Origin of the sequence: Thermococcus sp. CX2, from assembly GCF_012027555.1 — an archaeon.
In the GTDB taxonomy this organism is placed as follows: domain Archaea; phylum Methanobacteriota_B; class Thermococci; order Thermococcales; family Thermococcaceae; genus Thermococcus.
In genome coordinates this window covers 40,383-56,227 of sequence record NZ_SNUQ01000003.1, presented here as the reverse complement: position 1 = coordinate 56,227, position 15,845 = coordinate 40,383, and the positions used below count along the sequence as shown (strand labels likewise).

Here is a 15,845-nt window from a genome sequence, read left to right as displayed (position 1 = left end):
CTTTTATGCTGTTTCTCCAAGTTCTTGTATGCTCATTGTGAATTACAAGAAGAACAACGGCTTTAATGAAAAATCCGCCAAGACCAATTGCTTACTCCCCAAGATACTATCGTTACAAGTTTCATTACTACAACATCTGCCAGAGGCTTACATCACCCGACCGACAAAGCAAGATAAAACAAATGGAAGCTGAAGGACATCGGCTCATACAAAATAAAACTCGGGCCGCCTGTCCTTGAAAACGTCGTTGAGTTCGTTGAGCCTCTTGTCCCTGGCGAGCTCGAGGTTTATCTCGACTACCCCGACTTCCTCTGAGCTTTCACTCCCCATGGCCAAAACTTCCGCCTTCGGCGAGGCTATCGTGCTCTTGCCTATGAACCTCAGACCTCTCTCCTCACCAACGCGGTTGGCCGTTATTGTGTAAACGCGGTTCTCAAGGGCCCTTATTGGCATCGCGCGCGGGGCGTACGGCATGACGAGGTTGGAGGGATGAGCTATCACCTCGGCACCCTTGAGCGCGAGAGTCCTCATTGACTCGGGGAAGAACCAGTCGAAGCATATCATCACGCCGACCTTGGCAATTCCGATGTTGAAGACGCGAAAGCCGAGGTTGCCCGGCTCAAAGAATAGTTTCTCGCGGTAGAAGAGGTGTATCTTACGATATTTTCCAATGTAGCCCAATCCAATGGGGCCAACTATAACGGCGGAGTTGTAGAGCTTTCCTTTCTCATCCTTTTCAGCAGTTCCTCCGACTATAAAGACCTCGAGCTCCCTCGCCAGCTCGACGAGGAACTCGGTTGTCTGACCATCTGGTATCTGCATCGCAACGTCCTCAACTTCCCCCCGGGTCTCAAAATTGTAGCCCGTATCAAACAACTCGGGAAGAACTACGAGCTTCGCGCCCTCTTTGGCGGCATCCTTGATGAGCCTCTCGGCCCTGCTCAGGTTCCTGTCCACTTCCAAAAGCCTGGGCTCCATCTGGACGTAGGCTACCCGCATAACACCACCGTCCAATCTTTGTTGGTGGAGTAGATAAGGTTAGCGGAGTAGAACATGCCGCATCTTATGTAGCGTTTCAGGCTTCACAAACGTTTCATAAAACTGTATTCAAGATTTGCGATTTTCATGATAACGCATTTTGGCATATTGGCAATTTAATTTACCAAAACAGGCCGAACTATAATAAAAACCTAGGAAAAATCTGAAAGTGAGAACCTATCCTCGCTCGACGTTTCGGGCAGGTCTGGGCGTGGATGCACCTTTTCGACCGTCCAAAGGGAGCTAACCTTTCCCCACGGAAAAGCTTAAAAAGGAGCCGCTGGAGCTAAGGGTGGAGTTAAAGCTCAGGGGTGATGCTCATGAAGAGGAGACCCAGGAAGTGGAAGAAGAAGGGAAGGATGAGGTGGAAGTGGATTAAGAAGAGGATCAGGCGCCTCAAGAGGCAGAGGAGGAAGGAGCGCGGACTCATCTGATAACCCTCCTCTCCTTTTCTATCGATTTGCTTTTTGGTGGTGCTATGGACTTTTTCGATGCCTTCGAGAAGCTCTCACTCGAGCTTAAAACCTCAAGGGGGAAGACCCTCCTCCTGGCCGATGCACACATAGGGTTTGAGCTTTCCCGCGGGCTGAGGATAAGGACCCACTTCGAAGAGAGGCTCGCCGAGTTCATAAGGGAGAGAGACCCCGACCTGCTGATACTCCTGGGGGATGTCAAAGAGCCCATTGGACTTAGTTTCACGATGAAGCGCCTGTTGATGGGGTTCTTTTCCGAGCTGAGAGAGATTCCAACTGTAATAACCAAAGGCAATCATGACGGGCGCATAGAAGAGGTTGCCGGGAAGTTTCCAAACATCAATGTCGTTGACCATCTCGTCATTGACGGCCTCCTTTTACTCCACGGACACACAAACCTGCCAGAGGTGGAGTTCGTTGAGGCCTACCTCGGCCACATACATCCCGCTTGTGGCATCAAGAGGGGTAGAGTCCTCAGAAAAACCAAGTGCTTCTTGAGGGTGGAGAAGTTTCTAATCCTGCCCTCCGTAAATCCATACCTAGAGGGCTTTGATGCGAGGGAAGGTATTAAGATGGTCCCCTTCTTGAGAAATGCAAAGAAGGGAAAGGCTTTTTTACCCGACGGGCTCTACATAGGTGAAGTTTCCTTCCGGTAGGACAAACTTTATTAATGAGTATGAAGACAACTTTTCATAGGTGGGATGAGAGTACATCAGGTGGGGAAGATGAGCGACGTCTATGAGAAGCTCGAGGCACTGCTGCGCTCAATGGGTATCAAGAAGACGGAACTGAGAATATACCGCCTCCTGCTTGAGAAAAGGGAGCCAATGAGAATAACTGAAATACAGAGGGAGCTCGGAATAAGCGAACGCTCGGTCAGGGAGCACGTCCTGAGGCTGTATAGAAGAGGAATTCTAAAAAGGAGGCTCATCGAGCAGGGATGGCTCGGCTACGTCTACACCGCGGTCTCACCGAGTGAGGTCCTCGAAAACATTAAGGAGAACCTTGTAAAGAGGATAAACGAGCTGGAGAAAGAATTAAAGGGCTCCTCTGGCCAGAGGAGTTAGAGGAGCCCCACAATTCCTGTTTTTTCCAGCATCTCCACGAGCCTCTCGAGCTTCTCCACATCCACCTTGCCAAACTCCTCCTCAAGGGCTTCAAAGGCTTCGTCCTTCGGTAGAAGCTCACCCAGCATTAAGAGCTCGTGAAGGTGGGCGAGAACTTTTCTATCCTTCGTCAGTGCTTTAAACTCCTCATAGGCCTTCTCGTCAATTTCACGGATGAAAGTCGCCGAAATGATACCCTTCCTCACCCACTTAAGCCATGGCATTCTCTCGAAGTCGTGGCCGCTCTGGATTTCGAGGAAGCGCGAGTCCCTCGCGAGGCCCATCATGACGAGCCTCTCAACCTTTTCGGTGTCCCTGTCGCGCCCGAGTTCACCCAGATACTTCATGGCGTAGCCCCTGGCGAAGCGCTGGAGTTCGTCCTTTTCTGCCTTTGCCAGTGCCAGGGCAGTCGCCAGAACAGCCTTACCAATCAGCTCGATGGTTGCCTTGCTCACCTTATCGATGGTATCCTCACTGGAGTGGTAGAAGCGGTCGGGCCACGTTATGGACATTACCGAGGGAATACCAAAGAAGTTGAAGACATCGTGGTCGCTGCCCATCTCGTAGGGATAAGACTTAAGCTTGAGCCTCGGCATTGGGCTTCCCGAGAAGCTTTTTCCGGCTCCGTTTGCCTTTTCGAGGAAATATTCAAGAACCCCTGAGACCACCGAGAACCTCGACACAGGGGTTCTAACGAGCATCACCGTCGAACCGGCCCTGTCCTCGCTCCCGGCAACCATGTCGAGGTTTATAACAGCATAGTACTTGTCGAGCTCGGCGTACTTCTCGATGAATGCCTGAGTGCCATAGTACTCAGGTATCCAGAGGAAGGCAAAACCAAAGCGGAAGGAGTCGTCGTAAAGGCCGTTGAGAACCCTCGCGAGCTCTATGAGCATCGCACTTCCCGAGGCGTTGTCGTTGGCCCCGGGCTTGGGGTGGCAGATATGGGCCGTGAAGAGTATGAACGGAGGCCTTCCTATCTCGGCGTAGAGGATTGGGAGAACCTGACGCTCGTTTATCTGGGTCTCGACCTCTATTTTCGCTTTAACTGTTTCTCCCGAATTCAGCTTGCCTATGACCGCCTTTGCTAGGCTCTCTGGAACTGCAACGGCCGGAATCCTTGCCCATTCGAGTTCATCCTTAGTGAGGAAGAGGCCGATGTATGGAATTGCGTCCCCGGTTCCCTCCCTGTAGGCGATGAACGCCTTTGCCTTTACCTCGTTGGCCCTTCTATAGGCGTCCCTCCAGTCCCTACCAGCCAGGACTATTTTCCCTTCAGCCTTCTCCCAGTCCTCGTCCTTGGCTATGTGGACGACTTCACCTTCAGCTTTCCCGCTCGGGGAGTGGGCCATCACCACCAGAGGGCTCATCGAAGTCGTGAGAACCTTTCCAAGGAGCTCGACCTTTCCATGGACTAAATCCCACGCTATAGGAGACTTTAACGTCAGATAGCGGGTCTTCCCATCGTAGAACTCCTCGAAGAGCTGAGAGTTAACCCCCCAGATTCTGAGCTCCTCCCTGATAAACTTAACTGCCTCAGGGAGCTCCTTCGAGCCCTGTATCCTGTGGAACTGGCTTATCTCGGCTATGTAGTGGAGAACGTTGGTCGAATCAAAAACCTCTGCTTCCTTCAAAAAGCGCATCATGTCCATCCCCGGAGGAAATAGCCCTCTGGATATTTAAGGTTGGCCTCCGGCAGGGAAAATGAAAAAGCCAACTAACCCCAGGTGACGTGCCTGTTCACGAGGAAGCGGACTATGAACGAGACGGCGATGCCGACCAGGTTAGCAAGGAGGTAGTTCATTCCAAGGAAGACGAGGGTAGCGTAGATGATCCACTGGACGATTGCCCCAGTTAGAGCGGCAAGGTGGAAGCTCAGGAGGCGCTGATAAAGGGGCCTGCTTTTCAGGTCTCTGAAAGTCCAGAGGTCGTTCCAGGTGAAGTTGTTGAGTATGGCCAGCTCCATGGCAGGAATGTTGGCGAGTATCTTGTCCCAGCCGAGCTTTTCGACAAAGAACCAGAGAAAGCCCTGGTTGACGAGTACTCCCGAGAGGCCAACGAGCGTGAACTTCACCAGCCTGTCCAGCTCGCCCTCCCACTTCATGAGCCTGTAAATATGCTTGAGGTAGTTGATTATTGTCTTTCCGCCGAGCTTGCTCTCGCCGGCGTGTCTGAGGCCAAAGATAAATGGAACCTCTTCGACGCGCTGGTATCTGCCCTTGATGAGTATCTCCATAAGTATCTTGAAGCCGATGGGGTTAAGCTGGGCGTTTTCGACGACTTCCCTTCTGAGGGCGAAGAAGCCGCTCACGGGATCCTTAACGTCCCTTATCTTCGGCAGGGCGATGCGGCCGATCATTATAGCTCCCTTGGAGATCAGCTTCCTGTACCAGTACCAGTTCTTAACGCCCCCTCCCTTAACGTAGCGGGAGGCTATGGCTATGTCCGCGCCGTTCTCGATTGCCTCCAGCAGCCGGGGAATCACCTCCGGTGGATGCTGTAGGTCGGCGTCCATCACGACGAAGACGTCGCCGTTCGCCTCCTTGAAGCCACGGATGACCGCCGAGGAGAGACCCTTCTCCTTCGTCCGGCGGATAACCTTAACTGGATACTTTTCGGCTAGCTTCTGGGCAAATTCCCAAGTTTTATCAGGAGAATCGTCGTCAACAACGATGATTTCATAATCGTAATCAGCAAGGGCCTTGCTTATTCTCTCGAAGAGCTCCTCAAGGTTGTCGCGCTCGTTGTACGTTGGTACTATCACCGAGACCTTCATGTTCTCCACTCCTCCACCCTGTACATCAGACTACTCCGTAAACTTTATAAGTCCTGCGAGTCCCCTTATCAGCGGGCATGGGGCCGTGGGGTAGCTTGGCTTATCCTTCCGGCTTCGGGAGCCGGGGACCCGAGTTCAAATCTCGGCGGCCCCACCATAACAACCCTTTGCTTGCGCAAAGCGTTGACGGAAAAATCGCGTGCTTTTTTTGAAACGCAATTTTCAAAGTCGGGTTTACTCTTCAAATCTCAATTTGCCATAGTTTCACTCTCCCCAGGGCGTCCGAAAGACGCCAGAATGAAAGCGAAACCTCTTAACAGGCTTGTTTTGGAGTTACCCTCTCTTTTAAGAGCGAGTTTTAGAGCGCACGCTTTGCTCTCTGGCACTTTAACAGAAAGGGAAACTTTTGGTCAAGCTTTTTCCAAAAGCTTGTTTGCCAAGCAAAAGTTTCATCAAAGTCAGTATGTCGCTTTTGGAATTGCCAATTCCCAAGTGGTTTCTACAATTAAAAGGCCGTTTTACGGTGTTTCACTCAAGAAAGCGCCCGAAGGGCGCCAAAAGAAAATAGAAACAATTTAAAAAGCCAAGCTTAAAACAAAACCAATTTGTGATTCCCACTTTTAGAAAGACATACGAACTCTTTCCAGCAAGTTTTGAGGGAGTTTAAAACTTTGATCAACCTTTGCAGTGCAAGGGTTGTTCGCCTTCGCAAAGTTTGATCAAGGCTCGCATGTCAATCCCAAAATGGCCGGTTCTTAAGTGGGTTTATTCCCCAATTGGCAGTTTTACAGTGTTCCATAAAAGACATGCGAACTCACTCCAACCAATTTAGCAGGAAGTCTACTCTTTGATCAAACTTTGCGCTGCAAAGTTTGGCGCTACTTTTCCTCGTTCCAGTCTTCAATGACGTGGGTCTGTCTCATCTTGTCAGCGAAATTCCAGAACTTCGGGACGACCATCAATGCAATGCCTATTGCGAGCACTATCACCGCGATAACCGCGGCCGCAATGCCGCTGCTGCTGAAGGCCCAGAAAGTCATCACAAAGGGCGCGAGCATGATTCCGAGTATAGCGGCGCCAAAAACCAGCACCAAAATTCGGTAGCCGTACCTCTCCATGAAGAGGGCGAAGTCCATTGCTCCCACCAGTTACCATTGAAGTAGAGAAAAATATAAATTTTTTGCATAAGCCCCGCTAGGAGCATGAAATTCCAGGGGAGAGGATAAAATTTATAAATCAATACCTGAACCTATCAACGGGCACAGCCCCGTGGTGTAGCGGCCAAGCATGCGGGACTCTGGATCCCGCGACCGGGGTTCGAATCCCCGCGGGGCTACCATTCAACTGGGCTCCAGACGTCGAACCCCCCTTTTATCATCTTCTGTGTTCTAATCTCGAACCTCATGTTATACCTCACAATGTATCACGTCATTAAGGGGCTTTATCATGAATGCCAGCCGACTTTTGGAAGTTGAACAAGTCAAGGAGCCTATATGGTGGGTTAGAGCCTGTAGTGTTACATATTTTCCAACAACTCAAAAAAGCCCCATATCAAAAAACAACAGAAATGGGAATATCTTACCGTTTCTTTTAAAATAAGCTTCTTTTAGGCGAAAATAAACACGAAAATCGAAAAAATTCAAAAATCAGACTTTTTGGGAACTTTTAAATAGTATCGTCACAGAGATAGGTACAGGACTTTAGTGTTACATTTTACTTGCCTAAGATGGGGGTGAGGGCATGAACACTGTAATAAACCTTGAGGGAGAGATTGCAAACCTCCTGAGGGTTCACGGTTCATTGAGCGTAGCGTTTCTGACGAGATTCCTGAATGAGAGAGGAATATGCTGCACGAGACAGAAAGTTGAAAGAACGCTCAGGAAGATGATAGACCAGAAAAAGGTAGAGGCATTTTACACCAACGGAAACAAGCGGAAGCATTATCGCCTACGGTGATACTATGGGTACCGCAACGATGATACTGGGGAACGACAGGAGGATGCTCCTGATAGAGTTCCTACAGAGATGTGAAGGCAAGGCCGAACTCAGGGAGCTCGTTGAGTATATAGCCGAGAAAGAAGGGGACACCAACCGGAAGCATAAAAAAGCGTCTACGTCAGCCTGATGCAGACCCACATCCCCAAGCTTGAGAGGGAAGGTGTGGTCACTTTCAACCATGGTGTTGTCACACTCCTGAAGATTCCAGAGGACGTGACCCTCTACATGGAAGTCGTTCTAAGGACTCCAAAGGATCTGGAGACGACTTTTGAGCTGCTGGACAAGCCAATACTGCACTATATAGAGGGCGAAGAAGAAGTCTACGCCATAATCGAGGGCGGCATCTCCTATGAGTACAGGAAACCCCTGCCCGAAGAGAAGAAGAAGGCCAACTGACTCCCTTTTCTTTTTCCCTTTACTATTTTCCCCGTTTCACAACCAACAACTTTAAAAGCCCTATCCGAAAGCCTAACCTAGAAGTTCTACAAGTGGTAAGAGGTGGTAGTGATGAACCCGTTCCATGATCTGGAGCCAGGACCGGAGGTTCCCGAGGTTGTTTACGCTCTCATAGAGATTCCAAAGGGGAGCAGGAACAAGTACGAGATAGACAAAAAGACCGGCCTTCTCAAGCTCGACAGAGTCCTCTACAGCCCGTTCTTCTATCCGATCGACTACGGAATAATTCCACAGACCTGGTACGACGATGAAGATCCCTTTGATATAATGGTCATCATGCGCGAGCCCGTTTACCCGTTCACCATCGTCGAGGCCAGGCCAATAGGCATAATGAAGATGGAGGACAGCGGTGACAAGGACTGGAAGGTTCTGGCCGTTCCCGTTGAGGACCCGTACTTCGACGACTGGAAGGACGTCGACGACGTTCCGAAGGCCTTCCTCGACGAGATAGCCCACTTCTTCCAGAGGTACAAGGAGCTCCAGGGCAAGGTCACCAAGATAGAGGGCTGGGGCAACGCGGAAGAAGCTAAGAAAGAAATCCTCCGTGCCATCGAGCTCTACAAGGAGAAGTTCGGCAAGAAGGACTGATTTTCCCCACTTTATTTTGAGAGAGGAGGTAAAGGCATGTACAAGCTCCTGAAGATTAAGGACGTCGTGAGGATTCCACCCAAGATGTTCACCATGGACCCAAAGGAAGCCGCGAAGATAGTTTTGAGAGAGACGTATGAGGGAATCTACGACAGGGACGAGGGAGTCATCTTAGCCGTTATGGACGTTGAGGAGATAAGCCAAGGCGTCGTCGTCCCTGGAGACGGAGCGACCTACCACGACGTGATTTTCAACGTCCTCGTCTGGAAGCCGGAGATGCACGAGGTGGTTGAGGGCGAGGTCATCGACGTTGCTCCCTACGGTGCCTTCATAAGGATAGGCCCGATGGACGGTCTCGTTCACATCTCACAGCTCATGGACGACTACGTCGTCTTTGACGAGAAGAACAAGCAGTTCCTCGGTAAAGAAACCAAGAGAACCCTTAAGCTTGGAGACGAAGTCAGGGCGAGGATTATCGCGGTGAGCATCAAGAGCAGGGTCATAAGGGAGAACAAGATCGGCCTGACGATGAGGCAGCCCGGTCTTGGAAAGTTCGAGTGGATTGAGAAGGAGAAGCGCAAGGAGGGCGAGGCATGAAGGAGCGCGCCTGCAGGCACTGCCACTTCATCACCACGGAAGACCGCTGCCCCGTCTGCGGCGGCAGGGACCTGAGCGATGAATGGTTCGACCTCGTCATCATTACCGAGCCGGAGAAGTCGAGGATAGCCCAGAAGCTGGGCGTTAAGGTTCCAGGAAAGTACGCGATAAGGGTTAGATGATGCTCTACTTCAAATTAACTCCTGAGCTCCGAAAAGTGCTGAAGGAGCCCCTCGGAAGGCTTATCCGAGGGGAGATTCCTGAACCCTACTTGAAGATACGGGGCGAGCTTGAAAAGGCCAGGCATATCGTTACAGTTGGTGACGTCGTCACAGAGAACGTCCTCAGGCTCGGGATAAAGCCGAATTTGGCCATATACGACCACAAGACAAAAAGACGGGAGTACAGTCCCGAGATCGAGAACGAAGCCGTTATAATGACCGTGCAAAATCCCCCCGGAACAATAACGAAAGCTTTATTAAACGCAATCAGAAAGGGGTTTGGACTGGCCGAGAGGGGCCGTAGGGTTTACATAAAGGTGTGCGGAGAGGAAGACCTCGCGGCGATTCCAGCGGTGCTCTACGCCCCCGAGGGCTCAGTGGTGCTCTACGGCCAGCCCAACGAGGGAGTAGTGCTTATAAAGGTAACTCCTGAATGTAAGCTCAAGTGCGGGAAGCTCATGTCCAAGATGGAGGTGGTTCGCGATGGAGATTAAGGTTACCGAGATAAAGGAGAACAAGCTCCTCGGAAGAAAGGAGATATACTTCGACATTATCCACGAGGGTGAGCCGACCCCCTCGAGGAAGGACGTCAAGGGCAAGCTCGTTGCCATGCTCGACCTCAACCCTGAGACCACCGTTGTTCAGTACATTAGGTCCTACTTCGGTAGCAGGGTCAGCAAGGGCTATGCCAAGGCCTACGAGAGCAAGGAGAGGATGCTCTATATCGAGCCCGAATACATTCTCATTAGGGACGGAATAATAACCAAGGAGGAGGAGTGAAGATGGGACAGAAGTGGAAGCTCTACGAGGTTCAGGGCGGTAAGGTCAAGAGGAAGAACAAGTTCTGCCCGCGCTGCGGTCCGGGTGTCTTCATGGCCGAGCACAAGGACCGCTGGAGCTGCGGAAGGTGCGGCTACACCGAGTGGAAGAGGAAGTGATTTCTTTTTCTCTTCTCTAAATCGCCTTAGAACGTTTCTCGGGATCATTTCGAACCTTTAGAACTTTGCGAAAGTTGGAAAACTTTTCTGAGAAGGACCATCAAAGGGGAATAAAGAAGAGAATCAGCCGATGGCCGCCTGAACGGCCAGGTCGGCCCTGACTATTCCGTAGCCGTAGTATATGTCCCACCCTGGATCCCCGAGGTCATCGGCCGTAACGTGGAGGATTCCCCTGACGGTGTCCGTGCCCATGTCGTCAAAGGTTCCGACCGGAAGGACCTCGCCGTACTTGTTGTAGTACGCAGCCTGGATAAGCGCAACGACACCGCTGACGTGCGGGGTGGCCATTGAGGTTCCGCTGAGGGTCTTGTAGGTGTCGTCCGGATAGGTGCTGAGGATGTCAACACCCGGAGCGCTGACCTCAGGCCGGAGGTTGCTGAAGTAGGCTATGGCGTCGGTTGAGTCGGTGGCACCGACGGCGATGACCTCTGGGTAGGCGGCCGGGTAGCTCGGGCTGTCGGCGCCCTCGTTACCGGCGGCGGCAACTATCACGACGCCGTACAAGTAGGCCTTGGTGATCATGTCGTGGAGGTACTGGTCATCGGCCGAACCGCCGAGGGACATGCTTATGACCTCGGCAGCGTCGTCATCCGGATCGCCGACTATTACTCCGTCGCCATCGGCATCGAGAACCCCATCGGGACCGAGGAGGGCCTGCTCAATTCCAATGGCAATGTCGATGTAAGAACCCCTTCCGCTGGCGTCAAGGACCCTGATTGCATATATCTCAACCTTCGGGGCGACGCCGACGACGCCAATGTCGTTGTTAAGGGCGGCTATCGTTCCAGCAACGTGGGTTCCGTGGCCGTTCTGGTCGTAGTAGGCTCTCGGCTTTGTAGAAACTTTGCCCCTCAAGGTGCTAACACCCCAAGCAAGATTAGCCGCAAGATCTGGGTGGTCATAGTCTATTCCAGTATCGAGAATTGCAACTTCGATGACCCCACCACTAGAACCGTCGGTTATGCTCCAGACGGTTGGGGCCTGAACACGCTCAATTCCCCACGGAATCGTCTGGGCCGGCTGGGAACTCCCAGGCTTTCCGACTCCCGGAGGCTTTCCTAAGAGGACCGCTTGATGGTCGAACTCAACCATTTTGACTCCAGGTAGCTTCTTAAGTTTGCCCACTGCGGTTGAGGGTATCTCAACAACGGCGGCATCTATGAGCTTGAACTGGTAGATAACATGACCACCAATTCCAAGGACCTCGTTCGGCTTGAACTGGGCCTTATCAATGTGCACTACCACCCTGATCATCTCTGGCTTCTCAGCGACAGCGGGGACTGCAAAGATTGCTGCCAGAAGCAGTAGAGCCATCAAACCACTTATAACTACTTTCCTGTTCATTCAACAACACCCCAGTACATGTTTATATACCATACATGAAGGCATTCACACTTAAGTCTTTCGTAGCAAAGCCAAAAGACAAAGCGTTAAACACAAAAAGGTTGGGAACCAGCTACCATCATGCTGTATTACGGAGGACTGAGGATAAAACTCCATCCCCAGGTCTACGAGCCAGCGGAGGACACATTCCTCTTAGCCGAGAACTTAGCGGTTAAAAAAGGCGACGTTGCCCTGGATGTGGGCACAGGCACCGGAATAATCGCCCTCCTGATGGCGAGGAAAGCCAAATTCGTTCTTGGAATTGATATAAACCCTCTCGCAGTGGAGCTTGCCAGGGAGAACGCAAGGCTGAACGGCATAAAAAACGCCGAGTTCCGTGTTAGCGACCTCTTTGAGAACGTCGAAGGGAAATTTGACATCATCACCTTCAACGCCCCCTACCTTCCAGGTGAGCCCGAGGAGCCCATAGACCTTGCCCTCGTGGGTGGGGAAACGGGCAGGGAAGTGTTAGACAGGTTCATCAACGAAGTGAAGAATTACCTCAAGCCTGGAGGAACCGTCCAGATAGTCCAGAGCTCCATAACAGGGATAGAGGAGACCCTCAGAAACCTTGAAGCGGTTGGACTGCGTGGGAAAATAGCCGCTAAGAAGCATGTCTTTTTCGAAGATATAGTGCTGATAAATGCATCGTTTGATGATTAAGCCAGGTGGCGCCTCTTAATCTCAAAGAGGAACCTGACTTTGGGCCTGCTTTCGACTTCAGTCTCCTCCTCAGGGACGGGCTCCAGATCCCTTGCGTTGAGCACAAGGTTTGGTTTTATCCGCTCAAACATAAAAGTAGCCTCGAACTTCCGCTTTTAAACCTTTCCCAATCGTCGAAGTATTTTTCGACGATAAAATATGGGACAGTTGTGTTCCCAACAGGTTTTTAAAAGCATCCCTGAACTCGAGTTAGGTGAGACTAATGGCAATAGTTGTGAAGTCCAATCCAAACATGCCCGAAGAAATCGCGAGACTCTTCAAGAAGCAACATTACGCTCTAGTGGGCCATCACAGCGGAGTGAAGCTCTGCCACTGGTTAAAGGAGAGTATAAAGCATGACAGATTCTGCTACAAGCAGAAGTTCTACGGCATTCACGCCCACCGCTGCCTCCAGATGACCCCAGTCCTTGCCTGGTGCACCCACAATTGTATATTCTGCTGGCGCCCAATGGAGGGGTTCCTCGACGTCGAACTGCCGAAGCCATGGGACGATCCAGCGTTTATAGTCGAGGAGAGCATAAAGGCCCAGAGGAAGCTTTTGGTCGGCTACAAGGGCATGCCGGGAATAAATATGAAGAAGTTCGAGGAGGCATGGAATCCAAAGCACGCAGCTATAAGCCTCTCGGGTGAGCCCATGCTCTATCCGTACATGGGCGACCTCGTTGAGGAGTTCCACAAGAGGGGCCTCACAACATTCATCGTCACCAACGGAACGGTTCCGGAGAGACTCGAAGAGATGATTAAAGAGGACAAGCTCCCGACCCAGCTCTACGTCTCGCTTACAGCTCCAGATATAGAGACCTACAACCGCGTCAATGTCCCAATGATTCCCGACGGCTGGGAGAAAATCCTTAGAACGCTCGAGCTCATGAACGGCCTGCCGACGAGGACGGTGATAAGACTCACGCTCGTCAAGGGCGAGAACATGCATAATCCAGAGGGCTACGCAAAGCTCATAATGAAAGCCAAGCCTATGTTCGTCGAGGCTAAGGCCTACATGTTCGTCGGCTTCTCACGCAATAGACTGACGATCAACAACATGCCGCGCCATGAGGAAATTAGGGCCTTCGCCGAAGAGCTCGTCAGGCACCTTCCGGGCTACCACATCGAGGACGAGTACGAGCCGAGCCGTGTCGTTCTGATAATGCGCGATGATGTGGATAAAACGGAACGCTTCATAAAGCACTGAGCTTTCTCTCCCTTTTTATGGAAAAGGTTTATTTATTTTGGCCGCTTAGAATAAACTTAGGGGTGTAAGATAATGAAGAAGGTTCTAGCTTTGATACTGGTAGTTTTCATGCTGATCCCAGTCGTCAGCGCGAGCACGATAGATGGTTCTGCAAGGTTCCTCAGGGATGCAGCCGACTCTACAAAGCAGACGAGGGAAATAAGCCTTGCATTGATGGCGTTATCAGGGGCGGTTGATGATTTAACCTCGGGCGTTATTATTGATCCCAACATAGAAGCCTTAGTAGAAACGCTCCTCACCAACCAGAATCCCGACGGCGGTTGGGGCTTTTACCCGGGTGAGACGAGCAACGTTCTCGATACCGCCTATGCTGTTATAGCGTTGAAGAAGGCTTACCCATATCTGGGAACGGAGGGGAGACTCAAGGTAAGATCCGCCATTGAAAGGGGAATTTCATACCTGATTTTGGCGAAAAACCAAAACGGATGGGGCTATGTTCCAGAGACACCTACCTCATGTTACCCAACGGTGGTAGCAATCTGGGCCCTCGGAGAGAGCGGCTACAGCTACAACAGCCAGACCATCCGCGACGCGGTTAAGTACATCGAAAACGCTTCCTGTGAGATATCTAACTACGAAGCCCTTGCCCTTAAACTCATCGCGTACCACAGTATCGGCTATCCTGTCGATAACGGGACCATAGAGGAAGTCAAGAGCATCCTACTCAACAACGATACCATAACCATGAAGGAGAGGGCGATGCTAACCTACGCCCTCGTTCTCTCCGCGCCTCTTGATTTTGACACCGCAAGGATACTTACGAAGCTCGAATCCTACAAGAAAACCACCAACGATCTCGTTTACTGGATAAACACGCCAAACATGTTCTCCTCCACGGAGATGATAGCCACTACCTCATTCGCCCTGATGGCGCTGTCAACGTCCTTTGAGATAACTCCACTAACCGAGACCAAAAACCCCTACGAGATGCCCTGTGAAGAGCTCAAAAACATGCAGAACCCCGATGGCGGATGGGGCTTCCATCTGAACTATCCATCCGACGAGACGGCCACCTACTACGCTCTCAAAGCTATAGAAGCCTGCTATCCGGAGAAGGAGTCAATAGACAGGGCCGTAGCGTGGGCGAGGGATGCCTTCCAGAGGGATGCGGCTTGGGTGGAGCAGAACGGCAGGATGTCAGTCGGCTACTATTACGCCCTTGAGACTCTCCTGATGTACAACAACCTCACAGATGAGGAGAAGGAGCAGGCGATAGAGCTCATACGCAACGCTCAGCTCGACTACGGCCTCTGGGGCAACACCATTCTCGGTCCTCAGCCCTACGAAACGGCACTGGCCATCAAGGCCCTTCGCGATCTCGGCGTGAGCCCCGACGACCCGCTAATTCAGAAGGCCAAGGACTGGCTCCTGAGCATAACGGACGACGGCTGGGGAACGTACGTTACCACGAGATACTTCTCATATATGCTCAAGCCAGATGTCCTCACCACTATCACTGTCCTCGAGGCCCTCGATGGAATAGCCACGCGGGAGGAGCTTCAACCACACATCGAGTGGCTCATCGAACAGAGGGTCAATGGCGGATGGTCCTACTGGAAGGTATACTACATATGGGAGAAGAACAAGGAATATCCAGGAACGCCAAGCGTTGAGCTTACTGTTAGGACCACAGATCTGCTCCTCAAGTACGGCTACAACTACACCAATGAAACTCTTAACTTTGTCATGGACGCCCGCGACAGCGGGTTGATAGAAAACAATACTATAGAGATAGCGAGCGCGATACTCTACCTCTCGCGCTTCCAGTACATACCGCCAGTCGACCTCTACGACGTTGAAAGGGCCCTCGACGAGGACGTCTTCCACATCATAGCGCCTGGAATGGACAATGAGAGCGTGAGTGAGATAGTCACCACGCTGAACGACCTCTTCGCAGGAGGATTTATCGAGGCCAACTCCACAACCATCGGCGAAGAGAGCTACATAGTGATGGCGAACTTTGGAGAATACAGCATAAGGGAGTACAACCCCTACCTAAGGTTCCACGTTGAGAACGGAACCGTCACGGTGGGCAACGTCACCGTTCCAACGGACAAAGCAGTGGTACTCATCCCTGGCAAGACCCCTAAGGGCGTCGTGCTGTTCATATTCTACGAGCCAGAAAACGCCGAAATCGTAAAAGAAATATTCACAACAGGGTTCATTAGATACCTTAGGGGAGACGCGCTTGTCCTTCTTAACGAGAACAGTAGGGTGCGCGTTATAGTCGTGGGGTGAT

20 protein-coding genes and 2 tRNA genes are annotated in these 15,845 nt (G+C 51.5%); 16 read left to right on the top strand and 6 right to left on the bottom strand.

Going from position 1 to position 15,845, the window contains the following annotated elements; genetic code table 11:
* Positions 1-204 precede the first annotated feature (204 nt).
* Complete coding sequence (locus E3E23_RS07265; RefSeq protein WP_167907590.1) at positions 205-999, bottom strand: nitrilase; 795 nt, start codon at positions 997-999, stop codon at positions 205-207.
* Positions 1,000-1,516: 517 nt separating this feature from the next.
* Here E3E23_RS07265 and E3E23_RS07260 point away from each other — a divergent pair.
* Both E3E23_RS07260 and E3E23_RS07255 read left to right on the top strand, forming a co-directional pair.
* Complete coding sequence (locus tag E3E23_RS07260; protein ID WP_167907588.1) at positions 1,517-2,167, top strand: metallophosphoesterase; 651 nt, start codon at positions 1,517-1,519, stop codon at positions 2,165-2,167.
* A gap of 69 nt (positions 2,168-2,236) precedes the next feature.
* A complete protein-coding gene (locus E3E23_RS07255) occupies positions 2,237-2,578 on the top strand; it encodes a transcriptional regulator (RefSeq protein WP_167907586.1) in 342 nt (113 codons plus the stop codon).
* Here the strand turns inward: E3E23_RS07255 and E3E23_RS07250 are convergent.
* Positions 2,575-4,263 (bottom strand): DUF4910 domain-containing protein, encoded by a 1,689-nt coding sequence (locus tag E3E23_RS07250; RefSeq protein WP_167907872.1) that lies wholly within the window; start codon positions 4,261-4,263, stop codon positions 2,575-2,577. The genes E3E23_RS07255 and E3E23_RS07250 overlap by 4 nt on opposite strands.
* 71 nt (positions 4,264-4,334) lie before the next feature.
* Positions 4,335-5,393: a glycosyltransferase family 2 protein gene (locus tag E3E23_RS07245; RefSeq protein WP_167907870.1), complete on the bottom strand. Its 1,059-nt coding sequence runs from the start codon at positions 5,391-5,393 to the stop codon at positions 4,335-4,337.
* 79 nt (positions 5,394-5,472) lie between these two features.
* Between E3E23_RS07245 and E3E23_RS07240 the strand changes: the two genes are divergently transcribed.
* Positions 5,473-5,550: transfer RNA gene (locus E3E23_RS07240), tRNA-Pro, on the top strand.
* A 721-nt stretch (positions 5,551-6,271) separates the two neighbouring features.
* On the opposite strand, the gene E3E23_RS07235 is transcribed toward E3E23_RS07240, so the two are convergent.
* Positions 6,272-6,529, bottom strand: coding sequence for a hypothetical protein (locus E3E23_RS07235; RefSeq protein WP_167907868.1), 258 nt, complete (start codon positions 6,527-6,529; stop codon positions 6,272-6,274).
* Between the two features lie 127 nt (positions 6,530-6,656).
* On the opposite strand from E3E23_RS07235, the gene E3E23_RS07230 reads away from it, so the two are divergent.
* The 10 genes from E3E23_RS07230 to E3E23_RS07190 all read left to right on the top strand — a co-directional run bounded on the left by E3E23_RS07230 (position 6,657) and on the right by E3E23_RS07190 (position 10,191).
* Positions 6,657-6,732, top strand: a tRNA-Gln gene (locus E3E23_RS07230).
* Between the two features lie 401 nt (positions 6,733-7,133).
* Positions 7,134-7,349, top strand: coding sequence for a hypothetical protein (locus E3E23_RS07225; protein ID WP_167907585.1), 216 nt, complete (start codon positions 7,134-7,136; stop codon positions 7,347-7,349).
* A 4-nt stretch (positions 7,350-7,353) separates the two neighbouring features.
* On the top strand, positions 7,354-7,518 hold the full coding sequence (locus E3E23_RS10155; protein ID WP_371807530.1) for a hypothetical protein: 165 nt from the start codon (positions 7,354-7,356) through the stop codon (positions 7,516-7,518).
* The gene (locus E3E23_RS10150) at positions 7,518-7,787 is read left to right on the top strand and encodes a hypothetical protein (RefSeq protein WP_371807529.1); all 270 of its coding nucleotides are present in this window, start codon (positions 7,518-7,520) and stop codon (positions 7,785-7,787) included. The genes E3E23_RS10155 and E3E23_RS10150 overlap by 1 nt, the downstream gene beginning before the upstream one ends.
* 111 nt (positions 7,788-7,898) lie before the next feature.
* Positions 7,899-8,435 carry an inorganic diphosphatase gene (locus tag E3E23_RS07215; protein WP_167907584.1) on the top strand — a complete coding sequence of 179 codons (537 nt, stop codon included), beginning with the start codon at positions 7,899-7,901 and terminating at the stop codon, positions 8,433-8,435.
* Positions 8,436-8,471: 36 nt separating this feature from the next.
* A complete protein-coding gene (locus tag E3E23_RS07210) occupies positions 8,472-9,032 on the top strand; it encodes a DNA-directed RNA polymerase (RefSeq protein ID WP_167907583.1) in 561 nt (186 codons plus the stop codon).
* Positions 9,029-9,214, top strand: coding sequence for a transcription elongation factor subunit Spt4 (gene spt4 / locus E3E23_RS07205; RefSeq protein ID WP_068665664.1), 186 nt, complete (start codon positions 9,029-9,031; stop codon positions 9,212-9,214). Before E3E23_RS07210 ends, spt4 begins: the two co-directional genes overlap by 4 nt.
* Positions 9,214-9,747, top strand: coding sequence for a GTP-dependent dephospho-CoA kinase (locus E3E23_RS07200; protein WP_167907582.1), 534 nt, complete (start codon positions 9,214-9,216; stop codon positions 9,745-9,747). The genes spt4 and E3E23_RS07200 overlap by 1 nt, the downstream gene beginning before the upstream one ends.
* Positions 9,737-10,033 (top strand): 30S ribosomal protein S24e, encoded by a 297-nt coding sequence (locus tag E3E23_RS07195; protein WP_167907581.1) that lies wholly within the window; start codon positions 9,737-9,739, stop codon positions 10,031-10,033. Before E3E23_RS07200 ends, E3E23_RS07195 begins: the two co-directional genes overlap by 11 nt.
* Before the next feature lie 2 nt (positions 10,034-10,035).
* Positions 10,036-10,191 carry a 30S ribosomal protein S27ae gene (locus tag E3E23_RS07190; RefSeq protein ID WP_012572872.1) on the top strand — a complete coding sequence of 52 codons (156 nt, stop codon included), beginning with the start codon at positions 10,036-10,038 and terminating at the stop codon, positions 10,189-10,191.
* A 123-nt stretch (positions 10,192-10,314) separates the two neighbouring features.
* Here the strand turns inward: E3E23_RS07190 and E3E23_RS07185 are convergent, their stop codons facing one another.
* Entirely contained in the window at positions 10,315-11,595 is a 1,281-nt protein-coding gene (locus tag E3E23_RS07185) for a S8 family peptidase (RefSeq protein WP_167907580.1), read from the bottom strand.
* Between the two features lie 120 nt (positions 11,596-11,715).
* On the opposite strand from E3E23_RS07185, the gene E3E23_RS07180 reads away from it, so the two are divergent.
* The gene (locus E3E23_RS07180) at positions 11,716-12,297 is read left to right on the top strand and encodes a HemK2/MTQ2 family protein methyltransferase (RefSeq protein WP_167907579.1); all 582 of its coding nucleotides are present in this window, start codon (positions 11,716-11,718) and stop codon (positions 12,295-12,297) included.
* On the opposite strand, the gene E3E23_RS10080 is transcribed toward E3E23_RS07180, so the two are convergent.
* Complete coding sequence (locus E3E23_RS10080) at positions 12,294-12,428, bottom strand: hypothetical protein (RefSeq protein ID WP_256366235.1); 135 nt, start codon at positions 12,426-12,428, stop codon at positions 12,294-12,296. The two genes, E3E23_RS07180 and E3E23_RS10080, sit on opposite strands and share 4 nt — an antisense overlap.
* A 131-nt stretch (positions 12,429-12,559) precedes the next feature.
* On the opposite strand from E3E23_RS10080, the gene twy1 reads away from it, so the two are divergent.
* Both twy1 and E3E23_RS07170 read left to right on the top strand, forming a co-directional pair.
* On the top strand, positions 12,560-13,546 hold the full coding sequence (gene twy1 / locus E3E23_RS07175) for a 4-demethylwyosine synthase TYW1 (protein WP_167907866.1): 987 nt from the start codon (positions 12,560-12,562) through the stop codon (positions 13,544-13,546).
* A 72-nt stretch (positions 13,547-13,618) separates the two neighbouring features.
* Complete coding sequence (locus E3E23_RS07170; protein ID WP_167907578.1) at positions 13,619-15,844, top strand: prenyltransferase/squalene oxidase repeat-containing protein; 2,226 nt, start codon at positions 13,619-13,621, stop codon at positions 15,842-15,844.
* Position 15,845: the final 1 nt, after the last annotated feature.